Consider the following 18,237-nt stretch of genomic DNA (forward strand, 5'->3'; position numbering starts at 1 on the left):
TAGGCGACGACCGAGAACGTTTTCAACTACCGGACGGCCACGAGCACCCGATCGTCACCGGACTGCCATACTGTGCCGATCTCGCGGAACCCGGCCTGCTGGAGCAACTCCACGTGCGTCTCCAGGTCGGGGCCGATGCCGTGGTCGTGCGCCGGCACGGCCCGCTCGCGCCGCTGGGCCAGCAGGTCGGCAAACGTTTCCTCCGCCTCGACGGCGTCCCACCACTGGTCCCAGTCCTCGTTCGCCTTCACGCCGGCCCGCGCCTCGTGCCGGTGCCGGACCAGGCGCTGCAACTCACGCAGCCGGGGCTTGGCCTCGGCGAAGTGGTCGCCGTCGATGAAGACGCCACCGGGCTCGATCAGGTCGGCGAGATCCCGGTACAGCTGGCCGAGGGCCTCGGCCGACAGCCAGTGCAGCGCGGTGGTCGACACCGCCGCCTGGATCTTGCCGGTCACCCCGGCCGTGTCGGCCCACCCCGGCACGCCCAGCCGCGCCTCCACGAACCGGACGGACGACGGAGCGGTGGCCCGGGCGAAGGCCAGGAGCAGGGGATCGGTGTCGATTCCCACGAAATGGGCGGCCGGCACGCGCTCCACCAGCCGGGCGGCCAGCGAGCCCGGCCCGCAGCCGAGATCGAGGACGGTGGGCGACGAATGTTGGCCGAGCGTGTCCGAAAGGACATCCCCGATCACCGTGAACCGCAGCTCACGATCGGGGATGTAGTGCTCCTGCTGCGCGTCCCAGCGGCGCAGCCACTCGGCCGCGACGGCCGGATCCACGATATCGGTGCTGGTCATGACCCCTCCCCATGTTCGATCCTTACTGCAACCTAGTTGCAACTGGGTCGCTTCTCAAGGGGTGGACGGCCGATCGACGGGTGTGGTCGCCGGATAGGGTTTGCGACCATCCGTGTACTGACTGGTATCGAGGTGGGGGAACACCCATGACTTGGCGACGACCGTCCCTGTTGGTAGCCGGTGTGCTACTCGCCGGCACCGCGACCGCGTGTGGTGGCGGCGGCCAGAGCACCGCCACAGCGTTCGACCCGAACAACTGCCAGGGCGGCACGCTGGAGATCCTCAACCAGGACGACGCCGGCTCGCACCTGGACCCGGCGCGGCTCTACACCTCGGGCGGCGGCAACATCCCGTCGCTGCTGTTCCGCACGCTGACCACCAGGACCCGCAAGGCCGGCGCGGACGGCGCCAAGGTCGCCCCCGACCTCGCCACCGACACCGGCCAGCCCAACGCCGACGCCACGGTGTGGACCTACCACCTGCGCGACGGCCTGAAGTTCGAGGACGGCACCCCGATCACCTCGGCCGACGTGAAGTACGGCATCGAGCGGGGCTTCGCCGCCGAGCTGCCGGGCGGCGCCCCCTACCTGCACGACTGGCTGGTCAACGCGCAGAACTACCCGGGCCCGTACAAGGATCCGAACGGCATCCCGGCCATCGAGACGCCGGACGCCAAGACCATCGTGTTCCACCTGAACTCCCCGCACGGCGACTTCCCTTACCTGGCAACGGCCACCCAGTTCGCGCCGGTGCCCAAGGCGCTGGACAAGGGCGCCGACTACGAGAAGCATCCGATCTCCAGCGGCCCGTACAAGATCGAGACGTACGACAAGGGCAAGAGCGTGGTGCTGGTCCGCAACACCAACTGGTCGCGCGCCGTCGACCCGAACCGGCTGGCCTGCCCGGACCGCATCGAGGGCACGTACGGCCTCGACCAGGCGGTGATCAACCAGCGGCTGTCCACCGGCACCGGCAAGGACGCCGACGCGGTCACCACCGACACCGACCTCGGCCCGTCGGAGCTGGCCCAGCTGGACAACAATCCCGAGCTGGCCAAGCGCGTGGCCAAGGGCGGCTTCCCGTACACGTACTACATCGCCTTCGACAACACCAAGGCCCCGTTCGACAACCCCAAGGTGCGCCAGGCCTTCAGCTACGCCATCGACCGCACCTCGGTGGTCAACGCGGCCGGCGGCAGCTCGCTGGCCTACCCGGCCACGACCTTCCTGCCCGACAACAAGACCATGGGCTACCAGCCGTTCGACTACTTCCCGGCCGGCCGCAACGGCGACCCGGCCAAGGCCAAGCAGCTGCTGGCCGAGGCCGGCTTCCCCGACGGCATCACCGTGACGCTGGCCCACCGCAGCGCCGACTTCAACCAGGACGGGCCGAAGGTGGCCACGGCGGTGCAGGACGCGTACAAGAAGGCCGGGATCACGGTCAAGCTCCAGAGCATCGAGACCGACAGCTACTCGACCACTGTGGACAATCCGGCCACGCAGCCGCAGATGGCGCTGCAGGGCTGGGGCGCCGACTGGCCGTCCGGCGGCCCGTTCATCGTGCCGATCTTCGACGGCCGGCAGTACCTGGCCGGCGGCGGCAACTTCAACACCGCGCACTTCAACGATCCCAAGGTGAACGCCGAGATCGACGAGATCAACAAGATCACCGACCCGGCCCAGGCCGCGCAGCGGTGGGGCCAGCTCGACGCGGAGATCATGAAGCAGTCGCCGGCCGTGCTGCTGTTCCACACCACGCAGCTGCGCCTGTACGGCAAGAACGTCAAGAACGCCTTCGTCAGCGACTGGACCGGCGTCTACGACCTCTCCCAGGTGTCCGTGAAGTGACCGCTCCATCCGATGCACGGCCCGGTCTCCGGGTGTTCACAGGCCGGTTCCGCACCGACCGCGCCGCCGTGTTCGGCGCGGTCGTGGCGGGCCTGCTGGTGCTGCTGGCGATCCTGGCCCCGGTGCTGACCGCGCTGGAGGGCCAGGACATCGCCTCGTTCCACAACGACCTGGTCGACTCGGCGCGCGGCGGCGTTCCGATCGGCTCGCTGGGCGGCATCAGCGGCCAGCACTGGCTGGGTGTGGAGCCGCAGACCGGGCGTGACCTGTTCGCCCGGGTGGCGCAGGGCGCGCAGATCTCGTTGCTGGTGGCCGTGTGCGCGACCATGGTGCAGGTCTTCCTCGGCGTGGTCGTCGGTCTGGCCGCGGGGCTCGGCGGCAAGTGGCTGGACACCGTGCTGACCCGGCTGGCCGACATCTCGCTGGCCTTCCCGGTCATCATCTTCTCGCTGGCCCTGCTGACCATCGTGCCGGACAGCTTCCCCCGGCCGCTGCTGCTGGCCCTGGTGATCGGCGTGCTGGGCTGGGGCGGCACCGCCCGTATCAGCCGCGCCCAGACGTTGTCCTTGCGCACCAGGGACTTCGTGGCGGCGGCCCGGCTGTCCGGGGCCGGCGGCTTCCGGATCGCCCGGCGGGAGATCCTGCCCGGCCTGGCCGCGCCGGTGATCACCTACGCGGCGCTGCTGTTGCCCTCCAACGTGATCACCGAGGCGGCGCTGTCCTTCCTCGGCGTCGGCGTTCGGCCGCCGACCTCGTCCTGGGGTCAGATGCTGTCCACCGCCACCACGTGGTTCCGTAGCGACGTGATGTACGTGCTCATCCCCGCGTTCATGGTGTTCCTCACCGTGCTGTCGTTCACGTTGATGGGTGAGGGGGTCCGGGTGGCGCTCGACCCGCGTACCACCCGGCTGACCAGGAAGGCGGGCTGAGGTGCTCGGCTACGCGGTGCGCCGGATCGGCGGCGCGGCGGCGGTGCTGCTGATCATGTCGGCGGTGGTGTACGTGCTGTTCTACCTGATGCCGTCCGACCCGGCGCAGTTGGTGTGCGGCATCAAGAGCTGCACCCCGGACCGGCTGGCGCTGATCTCGCACAGCCTCGGCCTCGACGAGCCGCTGTACCTGCAGTACTGGCACTTCCTGTCTGGACTGGTCGCCGGCCGCGACTTCAGCATGGGACCGTCCGTCGTGCACTGCGCGGCGCCGTGCCTCGGCTATTCCTACCAGTACACCGAACCCGTGCTGCAGATGATCCTGGACCGCCTTCCGGTGTCGGGCTCGCTGGTGGTCGGGGCGGCGATCCTGTGGCTGGCCTTCGGCATCGGGATCGGCGTGCTGTCGGCGCTGCGCCGGGGCCGCTGGGTCGACCACGCCGTCAACGCGCTCGTGCTCGGCGGGCTGGCGGTGCCGATCTTCATCACCGGGCTGCTGGCCCTGCTGGTCTTCTGCGTCTCGCTGGAGTGGCTGCCGTTCCCGACCTGGGTGCCGTTCGACGAGAATCCGTTGCTGTGGGCCCAGAACCTGATCCTGCCGTGGATCGTGCTGGCCCTGACCACGATGCCCGTGTACGTCCGGATGTCACGCGCCGGCATGCTGGAGACGCTGGCCGAGGACCACATCCGCACCGCCCGCGCCTACGGCCTGCCGGAGCGGCAGGTGATCGGCCGGCACGCGCTGCGGGGGGCGCTGAGCCCGCTGATCACGTTGGCGGCGCTGGACATCGCCGGCATCCTGACCTCCTCGGTGCTCACCGAGTCGGTGTTCGGCCTGCCCGGCATCGGCCAGCTGACCGTGCAGGCGGTGCGCAACGTCGACCTGCCGGTGGTGGTCGGGCTGGTGCTGCTGATCGGCACGGTCATCGTGGTGTGCAACACGATCGCCGACCTGCTCTACGCGGCGGTCGACAAGAGGGTGAGCGTCTCGTGAGCGAGCTTGCGAGCGAACCATTCAACGCAGAGCGTCCGCGAACGCGGACACCGAGCGCCAGCGAGGTGCCGCAGTGAGTGAAACCGTTGTGTCGGTGCGGGATCTGGTCATCGACTTCCACACCGAGGGCGACACGGTCCGGGCCGTCGACGGGCTCTCCTTCGAGCTGCGGGCCGGGCGGGCCCTGGGCATCGTGGGGGAGTCGGGCTCCGGCAAGAGCGCGACCGCCCTGTCGCTGCTGGGTCTGCACCGCGGCGGCAACGCCGAGGTCGCCGGTGAGATCGACGTGCTCGGCACGAAGGTGCTCACCGCGACGAACGAACAGGTGCGGCAGCTGCGCGGCAGCCGGATCGCCATGGTGTTCCAGGATCCACTGTCCGCTTTGGACCCGTTCTTCAGCGTCGGCGACCAGATCGTCGAGGTGTACCGGGCGCACAACAAGGCGGACAAGCGAACCGCGCGCAGACGGGCGGTCGAGGTGCTCGACCGCGTCGGCATTCCCGACGCGGCCAGGAGAGTCAACGCCTATCCGCACGAGTTCTCCGGCGGCATGCGGCAACGCGCCCTGATCGCCATGGCGCTGGCCCTGTCGCCCAAGGTTCTCGTGGCCGACGAGCCGACCACGGCGCTGGACGTCACCGTGCAGGCGCAGATCCTGGACCTGATCCACGACCTGCGCACGGAGACCGGGATGGCCCTCATCCTGGTCACCCACGACCTCGCGGTGGCCGCCGGCAACGTCGACGACGTGCTGGTGATGCAGCACGGCAAGGCCGTCGAGCACGGCCCGGCGGCCGAGGTTCTCGGTGCCCCGTCGGCGAAGTACACCCGCGAGCTGGTTGCCGCGATCCCACGGCTGGAGCAGCCGCGGGAGTCGAAGGTGGTCGGCGGCGAGCCGCTGGTGCAGGTCAAGGACGTGCACCAGGTGTTCTCGGTTGGCTCATTCCTCAACCGCACCAAGGTGAACGCCGTCGACGGCGTGACCCTGGACGTGCTGCGCGGCGAGGCGCTGGGCGTGGTGGGGGAGAGCGGCAGCGGCAAGACCACGCTGGCCCGCATGATCGTCCGCCTGCTGCGGCCGACCGCCGGCCAGATCCTGTTCGACGGCCGGGACATCGCCTCGGACAAGGAGATCCGCGAGGTTCGGCGGGACCTCCAGATGGTCTTCCAGGACCCGGTGTCCTCGCTCAACCCCCGCCGCACCATCGGCGAGAGCATCGCCGACCCGCTGCGCGTGCAGGGCGAGGACGCGTCCCGCAAACGGGTTCGGGAGCTGCTCGACCTGGTCGGCCTCGACCCGGACCGGATCGACCGCTACCCGCACGAGTTCTCCGGCGGCCAGCGGCAGCGCATCGGCATCGCGCGGGCCATCGGGCTGCGGCCCAAGCTGCTGGTCTGCGACGAGCCGGTGTCGGCGCTGGACGTGTCGACCCAGTCCCAGATCATCCGGCTGCTGGCCTCGCTGCGGACCGAGTTCGACCTTACGCTGGTTTTCGTGGCCCACGACCTCGCGGTGGTGCGGCAGGTCAGCGACCGGGTCGCGGTGATGAGCAAGGGGGCCGTGGTGGAGCTCGGCGAGACCGATTCGCTGTACGACAATCCCACGCACCCGTACACCAAATCGCTGCTGACGGCGGTGCCGGTGCTCGACCCAGAGCTGGCGCGGCAGCGGCGGCTGGAACGCGGACAGCTGACCCCGTGAGGTTCCCGATTCGGTGGCCGGTGGTGATCGTGGTCGGTGTCGTGCTGGCCACGATCGGGCTGGTCGGCGGGTACTGGGACCAGATCGACCACGCCGCCGTGGACGCGCGGCACACGGCGGCGCTGAAAGACCTTGGGGCGAACGACGTCGAGGCCCGCATTCGCGGCATGAACGAGCTGGAACAGGTCACCAAGGCCTCGCCCGGCGACCAGCCCGCCGTGGTGACCGAATTGGCGGCGTTCATCCGGTCCACGGCGGGATCGGCCGACTGCCCGGACCGCCCGGTGAGCGGGGATGTGCAGGCAGCGCTGGGTGTGCTCAACCGGCGGCCGGCGTCGCCGGACATCGGCACGGTCATCGACCTGCACGGGGCGTGCCTGCGCAACGCGCAGATGATCCGCATCGAACTGGTGCAGGCCAACCTGTCCGGCGCGAACCTGCGCGGCGCCGACCTGAGCTGGGCGGTGCTGGACGGCGCCGACCTGCGCGGGGCCGATCTCGCCGGCGCCGACCTCAGCCACGCTCATGCAGTAGCCGCCGACCTCACCTCGGCCGACCTCGACGGCGCGCGCACCGAGGGCCTGCACCGCGCCTGAGCAAGGGAATGCCACATGCGCTTCCCATTTGCCGCCAGAGCGCAAATGGGAAGCGCATGTGGCGAACTAGCGGCGGAAGGCGGCGACGACCATCTCGCCGTAACGACGCCAGGCCGCCTCGTCGACGATGTCCAGGCGCAGCATCTGGCGCACGGCCCCGCCCACCAGCACCAGGATGTCGGTGACCGTGATGTCTGGGCGAAGGCTTGAGCCCGCCGCGGCGAGAAGTTCCTTCTGGAGGGCCAGGATCCGGTCGGTGGACACGGTGCCGGCGGCCAGGGCGTCGGCCAGCAGCCGGTGCTGGGCCAGGGTGGCGAACAGGTCGACGACGTAGCGGCTGAACGCCTGGCAGGCCTCGGGCTCGGCCAGCGCGGCGACCGTGCGCCGCTCCAACTCCTCGACGTGGCAACGGACGACCGCGGCGACCAGATCGTCCTTGGTCGGGTAGTTGCGGTACACCGTGGCCTTGCCGACGCCGGCCCGGGCGGCGATGTCCGGGACCGTCCCTTGTAGACCGTGCTCGGCGAAGACCTCGGCCGCGGCGACCAGCACCCGCTCGTGGTTGAGCCGGGCGTCCAGTCGGCGTTCAGGCATCGTCTTCGGCCGGCACGTCCAGTGTGGTGGCGATCCGGTTGAACGCCAGGTAGAAGGCGCAGACCTGGATCAGCTCGACGAGCTCCCGGTCGGTCAGGAAGGCCCGGGCCCGGCCGAAGAGCTCGTCACCGACCCGGGGCCGCGCGACCAGCTCGGAGGCGAACTGGATGATCACCTGGTCCCGCGCGTCCAGCCCCGGATTGTCGAAGTCCTTGCGGGCGATGGCCGCGCGCAGCTCGTCGGTGATGCCGGCCTGCGCCGACATCGGCACGTGCTGGCCGGCGGTGAACTCGCACTCGGTGCACGCGGCGACGGTCAGGGTCGCCAGCTCGCGGTACCGGTCGGGCAGGGCCAGCACCTCGAACTGGAGCAGGCCCAGCTGGAGGAACGGCTGCACCGTGGCCACGGCGTGGCTGGCCATCCGGACCATGCCCGACGGCGGCACGACAGCCAGGAACCGCCGCACGTCGGCGGGCAGCGTGTCCGGGTCGGGGGCGGGGAGCCGGGTCATGACCGCGGGACCGCGGACTCGGCGCGTGTGGTGCTCATGGCTGCCTCTCGGAGGTCAAGCGGACCCCAGGGTCCGGTCAGCCCGAAGCTAACCGGACTCCGGGGTCCAGATCCGTCGAGTGTGGCTCAGTTCACTTTCACCGGCAGCAGCACGGCCGACGGGTGGGCGGCGTCGTGGAAGATCTCCAGCGTCGTCACGTGCGGGGTGGCGGCGGTGGCCACGGGCTCGTCGCCGCCCAGGTTGCGCGCGAAGCGGGGGAATGCCCCGGCCGCGACCTGCACGCGGATCCGGTGCCCGCGCTGGAACACGTGCGCGGTGGGCGACAGCGCCACCGTCACCTTGGTGATCCCGTCCGGCCGGACCTTGACCAGGTCGTCGCAGATGTTGATCGACCGGTCGCGCTTGTCACGTCACACACTTCCGTACGAACAGGTCGCACGCCTTCTGATCGGCCCGCAGCCACACCTCGGCCGCGACCTCGCCGATCACCTCCAGGTCGGCCTCCAGCACGTCCGAGGTGAACGTGAGGACGTCGTCCCGCTTCTCCACGGACCGGTTGTCCACCGCGCCCGCGCCCCGCGGCTCCAGCTTCGCGCCGCCGATCGACGGCGTCGGGTCGGACGGGTCGTAGGTGAAGGTGTCGGGCGCGACGAAACCGCCCGGGACCTGGCCCAGGGCACTGCCCTCACGCAGGTGCCAGCGCTGCTGCGTGTAGCCGGCGGGCGGCCACTGGTCGAACTCCCGCCACTGCTTCACGCCCATGACGAACAGCCGCACCGGGGCCCGATACGCCGGCTTGGCGCCGCGGGCCAGCGGCCCGGCCCAGCGGACGGTCTCCCAGATCGACGCGGCCAACCCCTTCGGGTCGGCGTGCGCCCACGGCCCGATGGTCAGCCGTGGCGGGCGGCCGGCGGCCACCAGGGCCTGGTAGTCCCGCAGCTGGTCGGCCAGGAAGATGTCGTACCAGCCGGCGATCGAGCTCACCGGCACCTTGACCTCGGCGACGGTGTCGCTGAAGTCCTCCTTCTTCCAGTACGGGTCGTCCTGGTCGTGGTGCACGCAGTCCTGGTAGAACGGCCACGCGCGGCCCAGCGCCGCCTTGTCGCCGTCGGCCAGCGGCAGCGTGCGCATCGCCGCCTCGATCTTCTTGCGCTCCAGCGACGCCCTGAGCCCGGCGAACCGCCGCTCCTGGTGGGCGGTCATCACCGACCAGTTCATCAGCGTCTCGAGCTCGATCCGGCCCGGCCGCAGGAAGGTCATGGCCAGCCGCGACGACGTGACGTGCGGAACCATGGCCTTGACCTGCACGGGCGCGTCGGCGGCGACGACCCACTGGGTGTAGCCGAGGTAGCTGGCGCCGGTCAGCACCACCGAGCCGTTGAACCACGGCTGCTCGGCCAGCCATCGCAGCACGGCGTGGCCGTCGGCCCGCTCCTCCCGCATGGCCCGGAACTCGCCGCCGCCGGAGCCGAACGTGCCCCGGGTGCTGACGAGGAGCACCTGGAAGCCCCGTTCGGCCAGCAGGCGGCCCATCAGCCAGCCCAGCGGGCCCTTGCGGCCGTAGGGGGAGCGGACCAGCGCCGTCGGCAGGTCCGGGCCGCGGCTCGTGTCAGATGCTGGCGCGGGGCCACCACCGGTCCGCGAGCAGCGTCACACCGTCGTCGGCGGTGATGCGCAGATCACGTTCCACCGACACCTTGCGCGTCGTCGCCGGCGGCAGCTTCAGCAATCGTTGCGCGACCCAACCAGTCACCGTCATCGGCCCAGCCTGCCACGTTCACCCTCCGTGTGCGCCCGCTACCGCGAACACTGTCGGCATTCGGGTGATTACTGCCCGTTTCGCTAGGCCGAGCGTGTGGTCCTGGATGAACCCGGATCAAACGGGCGCGCGAGCGGGTAACTCGATGGTGCATTCTTGCTGGTACCGGCCCGGCGAGGGGCAGGAGGTACCCACAATGGCCAGCAACCTCGGGCCTGACAGCTCGGCGGCGCTTCCCCTCCGCGACTACAACCGCCTCACACACGGTGAGTTGGCGGACTCAATCCTGAGTCTCACCGCCCACGAACTGCACCAGTTGTTGGCTTACGAATGGGTGCACGCGCAGCGCGACGGCGTTCTGGGGATGCTGCGGGCCCGCCTCACGGAACTGGGCACCGGCGTCGCACCTTCGGGCACCCCGTCGGTGTTCATTCCGGAGCAGGCCGGCAGTCCCGAGAACCTGCCGGTGATGCCGCGGATCGATGGCGCCATCGAGGGAACAGAACAGGGTCGCCCCGCGTTGTGAGGGATGGTCGGCGGCGTGCGAGCCGCGGTGACCGCGTCGATGAACCCCCTCTCATCCGCGGATAGCGGCAGTCCCGAATGCCGCCCGCCGGCGCCCCGCCGACCCCGTCGCCGTTCCGGGACAACTACCCCGTGCGTCCCGGAACGGCGCGCTCGACAGGTGCGGCCGGACCTGGCCTCTTTCCCGTTTCGACACCACGGACGTGATCAGAATTACCTGAACCCGTATTTCGGGAGTCAAATCCGTGTGGAGGGGGTAAGAGAAGGGGCGTAGGTCGGGGAAAGGAACCTGAGATGAGCGTGGACCGGGACTTCACGGGCTGGGCCGAGCCGGAAACAGACCGGGTGGCCATGTCCGATCCGGACGCGGGCCGCCATCGCGCGGACACCGTGAGCAACGGGATCAGCGTCGAGGAGCTGCTGGTCAGGGTCGGCCAGCACGGAGGCTGAGTGTGACGTAGCCGACGCCGGGCTCCGGCGTCACGCTACGTGGAATTAACCGTCCCGTACTCGCGTTGGACAGCATGCGGAAACCCGAGAGGGGCCGACCGGCTCCCGGAGTCCGCTACTCCTCGAACGTAGCAAAGCAACAGCCTTGCGCGCTCGGGACCGGCGAAAGACGTGAGGAGGTCATCGTGGCGGAGGTGAGGACGCCCCGGCAGCGGGTCGCGACCGACGGCGACCAGGACCTGGTGCGCCACTACCTGGCCGACATCGGGACCACCCCGCTGCTGACGGCCCCCGAGGAGGTCTCGCTCTCGAGGCGCATCGAGGCCGGCGTGTACGCCGCCGAGCTGCTGCGCACGGGCGAGCTGGGGGGCCGCACGCGCGAGGAGCTGGCCCTGGTGTCCAGGGACGGCGAGCAGGCCAGGGACCACATGATCCGGGCCAATCTGCGGCTGGTGGTCTCCACCGCCCGCAAGTACAGCCACCGCGGGCTGCCGTTCCTGGACGTCATCCAGGAGGGCAACCTCGGACTGATCCGGGCGGTCGAGAAGTTCGACTACGCCAAGGGCTTCAAGTTCTCCACCTACGCGATGTGGTGGATCCGGCAGGCGATCGAGCGCGGGGTCGCGGAGACCTCGCGGGTCATCCGCCTTCCCGTCCACGTCGTCGAGCAGGTGAACAAGATCGCGAAGGCGGACCGCCAGCTCAACCTGAAGCTGGGCCGCGAGCCGTCGGTGGCCGAGATCGCCGACGAGTGCGGCCTGCCGGTCGAGCGGGTGGTCGAGCTGCGCCGGGCCAGCCGCGAGGCGACCAGCCTGGACGCCACCGTGGGCGAGGACGGTGAGACCACGATCTCCGACCTCATCGAGGACACCGACTCCGTGCGGGCCTCCGATGTGTTGGAGCGCGAGGCGCTGACCGAGTCCGTGCGGGCGGTCGTGAACACCCTTCCGCAGCGGGAGGCCCTGATCGTCAGCCTGCGGTTCGGGCTCGACGGCGGCAACCCCCGCACGCTCCAGGAGGTCGCCGAGCGTGTCGGCCTGACCCGCGAGCGTGTGCGTCAGCTCGAGAAGGGCGCACTGGCCCAGTTGCGCAATCCGGAGCACAGCCGGCCGCTGTTGGAGTGGGCGAGCTGAGCCGAACCCCAGGACCTTGATAGGCCGAGTGGCGTAATCCTGTCGGTAACCGCTGTACGGAAACGTGACCCGGCCTATCCGCAAGATACCTTCGTGGGGTGTTCCCCCGAAGACTGTCGTTCCTGGGGCCACGTTCCGCAGCGGTGGTGTCACTGGTCGTACTGGCCGTGACGGCTGCCGCCTGCGGAACGCCCGTGCCCGCCGTGAAAACCGGCACCGGTGTCACCGACAAGACGATCAGACTGGGCGTGCTCAGCGATCTGTCGGGACCTTTCGGCCCGCTGGGCGAGGCGGTGGTGCAGGGCAACCAGCTCTACATCGACAAGCTGAACGCCGCGGGCGGTGTGTGCGGCCGCAAGATCGAACTGGACGTGCAGGACACCGGCTTCAACACCGACAAGGCCGTGCAGCTCTACTTCAAGCAGGAACCCACCGTGCTGGGCCTGCTCCAGGTCGTGGGCAGCGACATCACCAGCCGGATCACCCCGGACATGCTCCAGCAGCAGGTGATGGCCGCGCCCACGTCCTGGTCGAGCGACCTGCTCGGCAACCCCTACATGGTCGTGGTCGGCGCCACCTACGACCTCGACGTGATCAACAGCTTCGACTTCCTCGTGCGGCAGGACAAACTGCACAAGGGCGACGTCATCGGGCACATCTACAACGACGACCCCGAGTACGGCGGCAACGCGTTGCAGGGCAGCCAGTTCGTCGCCGACAAGCTGGGCCTGACCCTCAAGGCCATCGAGGTCCCGTCGACCAAGAAGGACTTCTCCGCCGAGATCGGCCAGCTCAAGGCGGCCGGGGCCAAGGCCGTCGCGATCAGCACCTACCCGCAGCAGACCGCCGTCGCCGTCGGCACGGCCGCCCAGGCCGGCCTGACGGTGCCGTTCCTGGTCTCCAACCCCGGCTTCGACCCGTCCGTGCTGGCCAGCCCGGCCGGGCCGGCCTTCCAGCAGCTGGTGCTCGTGTCCTCGTCGGTCGCCCCGTTCGGTGCCAAACTGCCGGCCGCCGAGGACCTGGCCACGGCCTACAAGGCCAAGTACCCCAACGGAAAGCCGTCGATGGCCGTGAACTACGGCTACGTCGTGGGCATCGGCTACAGCGCCATCCTCAAGCGCGCCTGCGCCGAGGGGGACCTGACCAGGGCCGGCGTGCAGAAGGCCTTCCACGAGCTGACCGGAGTGGACACCAGCGGCCTCACCGCGCCGCTGCTGTTCTCCTCCTCGAACTACCCGTCCAGCCGGCAGTCCTTCGTGCTGCGCCCCAACCCGGACACCCCCGGCGGCCTGGACATCGTGGACCCGTTGAAGGAATCGGACCTGGTCCGCCAGCGGATAGGCTAGTGTCCTGCGCCAGGAATTCGGTCAAGATATGAGGCGAGGCGGTCGAGGATCTCGTCAGCGTCCTTGGTCCACACGAACGGCCTGGGATCGGCGTTCCACGTCGTGATCCAGTCGCGGATGTCGTTTTCCAGTGCACGTAAGGACTTGTGCGCAGCTCGACGCAGGCGTTTGTCGGTCAGCAAGCCGAACCATCGCTCCACCTGGTTGAGCCAGGAGGAGTAGGTCGGGGTGAAGTGCATGTGGAAGCGGGGGTGCGCGGCCAGCCACTTGTTGATCGTGGGGTGTTTGTGGGTGGTGTAGTTGTCGCAGATTAGGTGCACGTCAAGGTCGGCGGGCACCTGCTTGTCCAGTGTGGTGAGGAACTTCTTGAACTCCACCGCGCGGTGACGGCGGTGGATGGAGCCGATCACCTCGCCGCTGGCCACGTCGAGCGCGGCGAACAGGGTGGTGATGCCGTGCCGGATGTAGTCATGGGTACGGCGCTGCGGCAGGCCGGGCATCATCGGCAGCATCGGCGCGGACCGGTCCAGCGCCTGGATCTGCGACTTCGTGCGCCACGAGGCGCTGCACTATCGGGTGGAGGTGAGAGACCTCCGCCGTCGTCCTGTCGCAGCAGGTCGATGAAGCTGAGGGCAGCCTGATCCGGGAGGCGCCGGGGAGGGTGGGAGCAGCCCTGACAACGAGGAGACGGGCCGGCACTGCCAGACGGCTCGGGCTCACCTAGCGAGACGGAAAGGTGTACGTGAGGAACCAGCGGTTAAAGCCTCTCAAGAGATACACCGGCTCCAACCTGGCGGATGCGGGCCGGAGCGCGACGCACACCTGTCTTGACCGGATGTCCGGGACAGGGCGGGTGACTTTCGGGCCGGGTGAAGACGCCGGCAGGGAGGCCGCGAGGAAAGGCTGCGGCGTACTCGTGGCGATGTCGCAGGGGCAAAGCTGGGCACCGACCCCGTCGACCGGTGTGTGGTGAACGTGGGAAGCGTCCCGGGCTGGTCCCGCGTGCTGGCCGTCCAGGTCGGGTGCGGGCAGGCTCGTCGTCGGCTGAGCGGGCCGGGGCGTGGCGGAGCCGTCGTAGTAGTCCGAGGTCGGGAAAGCCGGCCACATGGCGAAGGGCGGCAGCGAGTCCGCGGCGATGGGAACGGAAGGGCAGGAGATCACCGGTGAATACGGGTGTGCTGTGGCCGACGGTCGAGGAGGCCGAGGCGCGGGTACTGCGGATCCAGACCAAGCTGCATCAGTGGGCGATCGATGGTCCTGGTCGCCGGTTCGACGACGTGTTCAATTTGGTGTGTGACCCGGCTGTTCTCGTTGTGGCGTGGACGCGGGTCAGGGGCAACAAGGGTAAGCGGTCGGCGGGGGTGGATGGTGTCCGTCCGGACGCCGTGTTCGCCGCCGAGGAGTGGTTCCTGCCCACCTTGAGGCGAGATCTCAGGGAGCGGCGGTTCGACCCGATGCCCGTGCGGGAGCGGATGATCCCCAAGCCGGGCAGCGCGAATCTGCGTCGCTTGGGTATCCCGACCGCGCGGGACCGCACCGTGCAGGCGGCTCTGAAGCTGGTACTGGAGCCGATCTTCGAGGCGGACTTCCAACCGTGTTCCTACGGTTTCCGTCCTCGGCGCCGGGCCCAGGATGCGATCGCGGAGATCCACCAGTTCACGTCCCGCTCGTATGAGTGGGTCCTGGAAGGGGACATCGAGGCGTGCTTCGACATGATCGACCACCCGGCCCTGATGGACCGGGTGCGTGGTCGGGTCGGGGACAAACGTGTTCTGGCTCTGGTGAAGGCGTTCCTGCATGCGGGCGTCCTCAGCGAGGACGGCGTGGTCAGGAACACCAGTACCGGCACACCCCAAGGCGGGATCCTGTCTCCGTTGCTGGCCAACATCGCCCTGTCAGTCCTGGACGAGCATTTCGCCCGGGCATGGGCGGCCAGCGGCACCTCGTATCGGCGGTTCGTGGCGCGCCGCAAGGGGTCGGCCACCTATCGGATCGTTCGCTACGCGGACGATTTCGTGGTTCTGGTGTCCGGGTCGAAGCGGCATGCCGAAGACCTCCGGGAGGTGGTGGCCGGACTGTTGGCCCCGATGGGCCTGCGGTTGTCGGCAGCCAAGACGAGGGTCTGTCACATCGATGAGGGCTTCGACTTCCTCGGGTTCCGCATCCAGCGGAAACGGAAGCGGGGCACGGACAAGCGCGTGGTCTACACCTACCCGTCGAAGAAGGCGCTGGCCTCGATCGTCGGGCGGGTCCGCGCGCTGACCCGCAGGTCGTCGCATCCAACACTTGCCGCCCTGCTGCGCCAACTCAACTTGGTGCTGCGGGGTTGGTGCGTCTACTTCCGTCATGGTGTGTCGAAGGCGACCTTCCACTACCTCGATGATTACGCCTGGCATCGGGTAGTGCGGTGGATTCGTAAGCGGCACAACAAAACGAAGTGGGCCGTCCTCATGCGCCGTTACCTTCCGGGGTGGCGACCGACGGAGGACGAGGTGACGTTGTTCCAGCCCCAGACGGTGACGGTCAGCCGTTACCGATACCGGGCGGCCAACATCCCTACACCCTGGGCAGTCATAACGCCAGAACCAGCAAAGTGATCCGCTGACACGGGCTCGTGGAGAGCCGGATGCTCAGGAATGGGCACGTCCGGTTCGGCGGGCGGGCCGGGGAAACGTAACGTTCGTAAGGACGTCAACGCGCCCCGGTCCGACCCAACTCGTCGACGCAGAGGACCAGCGCCTTGTCGGGCGGATTCAGGTAGAGCCCGACGACGTCGCGGACCTTGTCGACGAACTGCGGATCGTTGCTGAGTTTGAAGGTGTCGACCTGGTGGGGCTTGAGGTTGAACGCCTTCCAGATCCGTCCGACCGTCGACTTGGACAATCCGCTCTCGGCCGCCATCGAGGTCCGCGACCAGTGCGTGGCATCGGCCGGGGTCCGTTCCAGCGTGGCCACCACCAGTTCCTCGACCTGCTCGTCGGTGATCTTGCGCGGGGCGCCCGGACGTGGCTCGTCCACCAAGCCCTCCAGGCGCCTGTCCAGGAACCGTCGTCGCCACTTGCCCACCGTCTGCGGCCAGATCCCCAACTCGGCGGCGACGTCCTGATTGGATCCGCCGGCCGCGCACCCGAGCACGATTCGGCATCGCTGTGCCAATGCCTGCGACGACTTCGCCCGCCGCGCCCACCGTTGAAGCGTCTCGCGTTCCTCGTCGGTTAACACCACAGCGGCCACCGGCCGGCCTCTACCTGCCATCCGTCAATCCTACAATTAATCAACGAACTTTAGGCGCAGGACACTAGTTCTGTGTTTTTTGGCGCCGCCTTCGGCGTCGCGGGCTCGGCCCCTTTGGGGCCGAGCCGTCTCTGGTGTCAGCGGATATCGCGTCGAACCTTCCACTCTGGACGGACGAGGCTGGGGTGGCGACGGGCTTTGTGGGCCGGGCTGCCCGCCGCCATCAGCATCAGCTCCTGGTCCGGTGTCGGGCAGCCGTCGGCCATGGCCTTCTCGGCCAGCGCCAGCGGGATGACCTCGGCCAGCCTCGGGCCGGGGATCACGGGGGCCTTCCGGCGTCGGCGGAACAGGCGCGCGAGGGTGCGAAGACCGAGCATGGTGGGTCCTCCCGTGAGCCGCGGAACACCAAGTGTGACAGCGGACACAGGTGTCTGGCTGTCCGCCGAACGGATCACCGCCAGAAGGCGGCGATCTCCTCGGCCAGCTTCGCGCCCTGCCGCCGGCCTGCTTCCGCCACCGGCGTGCGCACGGTCGGGTCCAGCGGGTTCGTGCCCATCGCGGCCAGCACGTCCTCGTCCGGCTTGACGATCAGGACCGTGGACCCCTGCGCCCGCAACGCTTCCGCCTGCTCAGCGAGATCGGTGACACCGGGCATCTCCATGGCCTGGAGCACCAGCACGACATCCTCGCCGAAGGCCAGATCGGCGTTCTCGGCGCTGCGCACGCCGCCGTCGACGTAGCGGCTGTCGCCGATCGTCACCGGCGGCCAGATGCCCGGCACCGCGCAGCTCGCCGCCACGGCGTCGACCAGGCTCACGCCGCTGTCACGGCCGAAAACCCGCTCCTCACCGGTGTTCGCGTCCACCGCGACGATCAACAGCTCCCGCTCGTCCGGCCACTTGTCGACCGGCACGCGGGCGGTGATCACCTCGCGCCGGGCCGCCTCGCTGACGGTCTCGGTGAGCAGCGCGATCCGGCCGATCTGCTGCCGCAGCGCGTCCCGGTCCGGCGGGTTCTCCTGGTCGTAGGCGAAGATCGCGGCCATCTTCTCCGGATCCACCACGGCCGGGATCTCGGGCGCCTGCTTGGCCGGATCCGTCTGCCTGGCCAGCAACTCGTCCATCGGCAGGCCGCTGACCAGCTGCGCGGCCACCGCCGAGCCGGCCGACGTGCCGACGATCAGGTCCGCCTCGCGCAGACCGATCCCTTCCAGGCCGGCCAACAACCCGATCTCCCAGGCGATGCCGGCGACTCCGCCGCCGCCCAACACCAGTGCGTGTCCCATTACCGGATCATCCCAGGGTCGAAGGTCCCGCCCGAAAGGGCCTCATGTCGCTGCCGGGGGCGGCCGATTCCGGTCGAGTATGGACCCATGAGCCTCGATCGGTCCGCCACCGGCACGGATTCGACCGGGCTGACCGTGCTCGACGAGGTGGAGTGCCTGCGGCTGCTGGCGTCCGTGCCGCTGGGCCGGATCGCCGTGAGCGACCGCGCGCTGCCGTGCGTGCTGCCGGTGTACTTCCTGCTGACCGGGCGGACCGTGCTGCTGCGGGTGTCCGGCACCGGCCGGCTGGCCGCCGCCACCCGGGCCGCGGTCGTCGCCTTCGAGGCCGACGAGATGGGGCCGTCGGGCGGCTGGAGCGTGCTGGGCATCGGACGCACCCGATCCGTGCGTCCGGACGAACGCGCTGCGGCGAGTGGCCTGCGAAGGTGGGGAATCGGGGAGCACGACCGCTTCGTGGCCGTCGGGCTGGAGCTGCTCACCGGACGCCGGCTGCCCCCGCCGACAGGGTGATCGGCCGACGGCCGTTCGGCGGTCA

The 18,237-nt window shown here is 69.3% G+C and carries 20 protein-coding genes and 1 pseudogene; 11 read left to right on the forward strand and 10 right to left on the reverse strand.

Annotation, left to right across the window (positions count from 1 at the left end):
* Positions 1-26: 26 nt before the first annotated feature.
* Entirely contained in the window at positions 27-797 is a 771-nt protein-coding gene (locus KUTG_RS43560; protein WP_043725523.1) for a class I SAM-dependent methyltransferase, read from the reverse strand.
* A 146-nt stretch (positions 798-943) separates the two neighbouring features.
* On the opposite strand from KUTG_RS43560, the gene KUTG_RS43565 reads away from it, so the two are divergent.
* The 5 genes from KUTG_RS43565 to KUTG_RS65770 all read left to right on the forward strand — a co-directional run bounded on the left by KUTG_RS43565 (position 944) and on the right by KUTG_RS65770 (position 6,865).
* Positions 944-2,644: an ABC transporter substrate-binding protein gene (locus KUTG_RS43565; RefSeq protein ID WP_043725525.1), complete on the forward strand. Its 1,701-nt coding sequence runs from the start codon at positions 944-946 to the stop codon at positions 2,642-2,644.
* Between the two features lie 32 nt (positions 2,645-2,676).
* A complete protein-coding gene (locus tag KUTG_RS43570) occupies positions 2,677-3,573 on the forward strand; it encodes an ABC transporter permease (protein ID WP_043725527.1) in 897 nt (298 codons plus the stop codon).
* A 1-nt stretch (position 3,574) separates the two neighbouring features.
* Complete coding sequence (locus KUTG_RS43575) at positions 3,575-4,567, forward strand: ABC transporter permease (RefSeq protein ID WP_043725530.1); 993 nt, start codon at positions 3,575-3,577, stop codon at positions 4,565-4,567.
* 73 nt (positions 4,568-4,640) lie between these two features.
* Positions 4,641-6,269 carry a dipeptide ABC transporter ATP-binding protein gene (locus KUTG_RS43580; protein ID WP_043725531.1) on the forward strand — a complete coding sequence of 543 codons (1,629 nt, stop codon included), beginning with the start codon at positions 4,641-4,643 and terminating at the stop codon, positions 6,267-6,269.
* Positions 6,266-6,865 carry a pentapeptide repeat-containing protein gene (locus KUTG_RS65770; protein ID WP_052396096.1) on the forward strand — a complete coding sequence of 200 codons (600 nt, stop codon included), beginning with the start codon at positions 6,266-6,268 and terminating at the stop codon, positions 6,863-6,865. The genes KUTG_RS43580 and KUTG_RS65770 overlap by 4 nt, the downstream gene beginning before the upstream one ends.
* 66 nt (positions 6,866-6,931) lie before the next feature.
* On the opposite strand, the gene KUTG_RS43590 is transcribed toward KUTG_RS65770, so the two are convergent.
* The 5 genes from KUTG_RS43590 to KUTG_RS66740 all read right to left on the reverse strand — a co-directional run bounded on the left by KUTG_RS43590 (position 6,932) and on the right by KUTG_RS66740 (position 9,729).
* Entirely contained in the window at positions 6,932-7,459 is a 528-nt protein-coding gene (locus KUTG_RS43590; protein WP_043725534.1) for a TetR/AcrR family transcriptional regulator, read from the reverse strand.
* Positions 7,452-7,970, reverse strand: a complete 519-nt coding sequence (locus KUTG_RS43595) for a carboxymuconolactone decarboxylase family protein (protein WP_043725535.1) — start codon at positions 7,968-7,970, stop codon at positions 7,452-7,454. Before KUTG_RS43595 ends, KUTG_RS43590 begins: the two co-directional genes overlap by 8 nt.
* Before the next feature lie 125 nt (positions 7,971-8,095).
* Positions 8,096-8,308, reverse strand: a complete 213-nt coding sequence (locus tag KUTG_RS66735; protein WP_369794580.1) for a CocE/NonD family hydrolase C-terminal non-catalytic domain-containing protein — start codon at positions 8,306-8,308, stop codon at positions 8,096-8,098.
* A gap of 67 nt (positions 8,309-8,375) precedes the next feature.
* Entirely contained in the window at positions 8,376-9,560 is a 1,185-nt protein-coding gene (locus tag KUTG_RS43600) for a CocE/NonD family hydrolase (protein ID WP_369794674.1), read from the reverse strand.
* Between the two features lie 19 nt (positions 9,561-9,579).
* Complete coding sequence (locus tag KUTG_RS66740) at positions 9,580-9,729, reverse strand: hypothetical protein (protein WP_369794581.1); 150 nt, start codon at positions 9,727-9,729, stop codon at positions 9,580-9,582.
* A gap of 196 nt (positions 9,730-9,925) precedes the next feature.
* On the opposite strand from KUTG_RS66740, the gene KUTG_RS54700 reads away from it, so the two are divergent.
* From KUTG_RS54700 to KUTG_RS43615, 4 genes are all read left to right on the forward strand, one after another.
* On the forward strand, positions 9,926-10,255 hold the full coding sequence (locus tag KUTG_RS54700; protein ID WP_052396097.1) for a hypothetical protein: 330 nt from the start codon (positions 9,926-9,928) through the stop codon (positions 10,253-10,255).
* Positions 10,256-10,548: 293 nt separating this feature from the next.
* Positions 10,549-10,704: a hypothetical protein gene (locus KUTG_RS59705; RefSeq protein WP_157495208.1), complete on the forward strand. Its 156-nt coding sequence runs from the start codon at positions 10,549-10,551 to the stop codon at positions 10,702-10,704.
* 185 nt (positions 10,705-10,889) lie between these two features.
* Entirely contained in the window at positions 10,890-11,837 is a 948-nt protein-coding gene (locus tag KUTG_RS43610; RefSeq protein ID WP_369794582.1) for a sigma-70 family RNA polymerase sigma factor, read from the forward strand.
* 194 nt (positions 11,838-12,031) lie between these two features.
* Positions 12,032-13,183, forward strand: coding sequence for an ABC transporter substrate-binding protein (locus KUTG_RS43615; protein WP_198047511.1), 1,152 nt, complete (start codon positions 12,032-12,034; stop codon positions 13,181-13,183).
* Here KUTG_RS43615 and KUTG_RS43620 read toward each other — a convergent pair.
* Positions 13,180-13,722: an IS630 family transposase gene (locus tag KUTG_RS43620; RefSeq protein WP_369794618.1), complete on the reverse strand. Its 543-nt coding sequence runs from the start codon at positions 13,720-13,722 to the stop codon at positions 13,180-13,182. The genes KUTG_RS43615 and KUTG_RS43620 overlap by 4 nt on opposite strands.
* Before the next feature lie 624 nt (positions 13,723-14,346).
* Here KUTG_RS43620 and ltrA point away from each other — a divergent pair.
* A complete protein-coding gene (ltrA, locus tag KUTG_RS43630) occupies positions 14,347-15,780 on the forward strand; it encodes a group II intron reverse transcriptase/maturase (RefSeq protein WP_043714528.1) in 1,434 nt (477 codons plus the stop codon).
* Between the two features lie 118 nt (positions 15,781-15,898).
* On the opposite strand, the pseudogene KUTG_RS43635 reads toward ltrA, so the two are convergent.
* The 3 genes and pseudogenes from KUTG_RS43635 to KUTG_RS43645 all read right to left on the reverse strand — a co-directional run.
* Positions 15,899-16,438, reverse strand: a pseudogene (locus KUTG_RS43635) (IS630 family transposase); the annotation flags it as partial.
* A gap of 116 nt (positions 16,439-16,554) precedes the next feature.
* Positions 16,555-16,794, reverse strand: a complete 240-nt coding sequence (locus tag KUTG_RS43640; RefSeq protein WP_043725540.1) for a hypothetical protein — start codon at positions 16,792-16,794, stop codon at positions 16,555-16,557.
* A gap of 74 nt (positions 16,795-16,868) precedes the next feature.
* Positions 16,869-17,702: a patatin-like phospholipase family protein gene (locus KUTG_RS43645; RefSeq protein ID WP_043725541.1), complete on the reverse strand. Its 834-nt coding sequence runs from the start codon at positions 17,700-17,702 to the stop codon at positions 16,869-16,871.
* Between the two features lie 87 nt (positions 17,703-17,789).
* On the opposite strand from KUTG_RS43645, the gene KUTG_RS43650 reads away from it, so the two are divergent.
* Positions 17,790-18,212: a pyridoxamine 5'-phosphate oxidase family protein gene (locus KUTG_RS43650; RefSeq protein WP_043725543.1), complete on the forward strand. Its 423-nt coding sequence runs from the start codon at positions 17,790-17,792 to the stop codon at positions 18,210-18,212.
* The last annotated feature ends 25 nt before the right edge of the window (positions 18,213-18,237 follow it).

This window comes from Kutzneria sp. 744 (assembly GCF_000568255.1).
In the GTDB taxonomy this organism is placed as follows: domain Bacteria; phylum Actinomycetota; class Actinomycetes; order Mycobacteriales; family Pseudonocardiaceae; genus Kutzneria.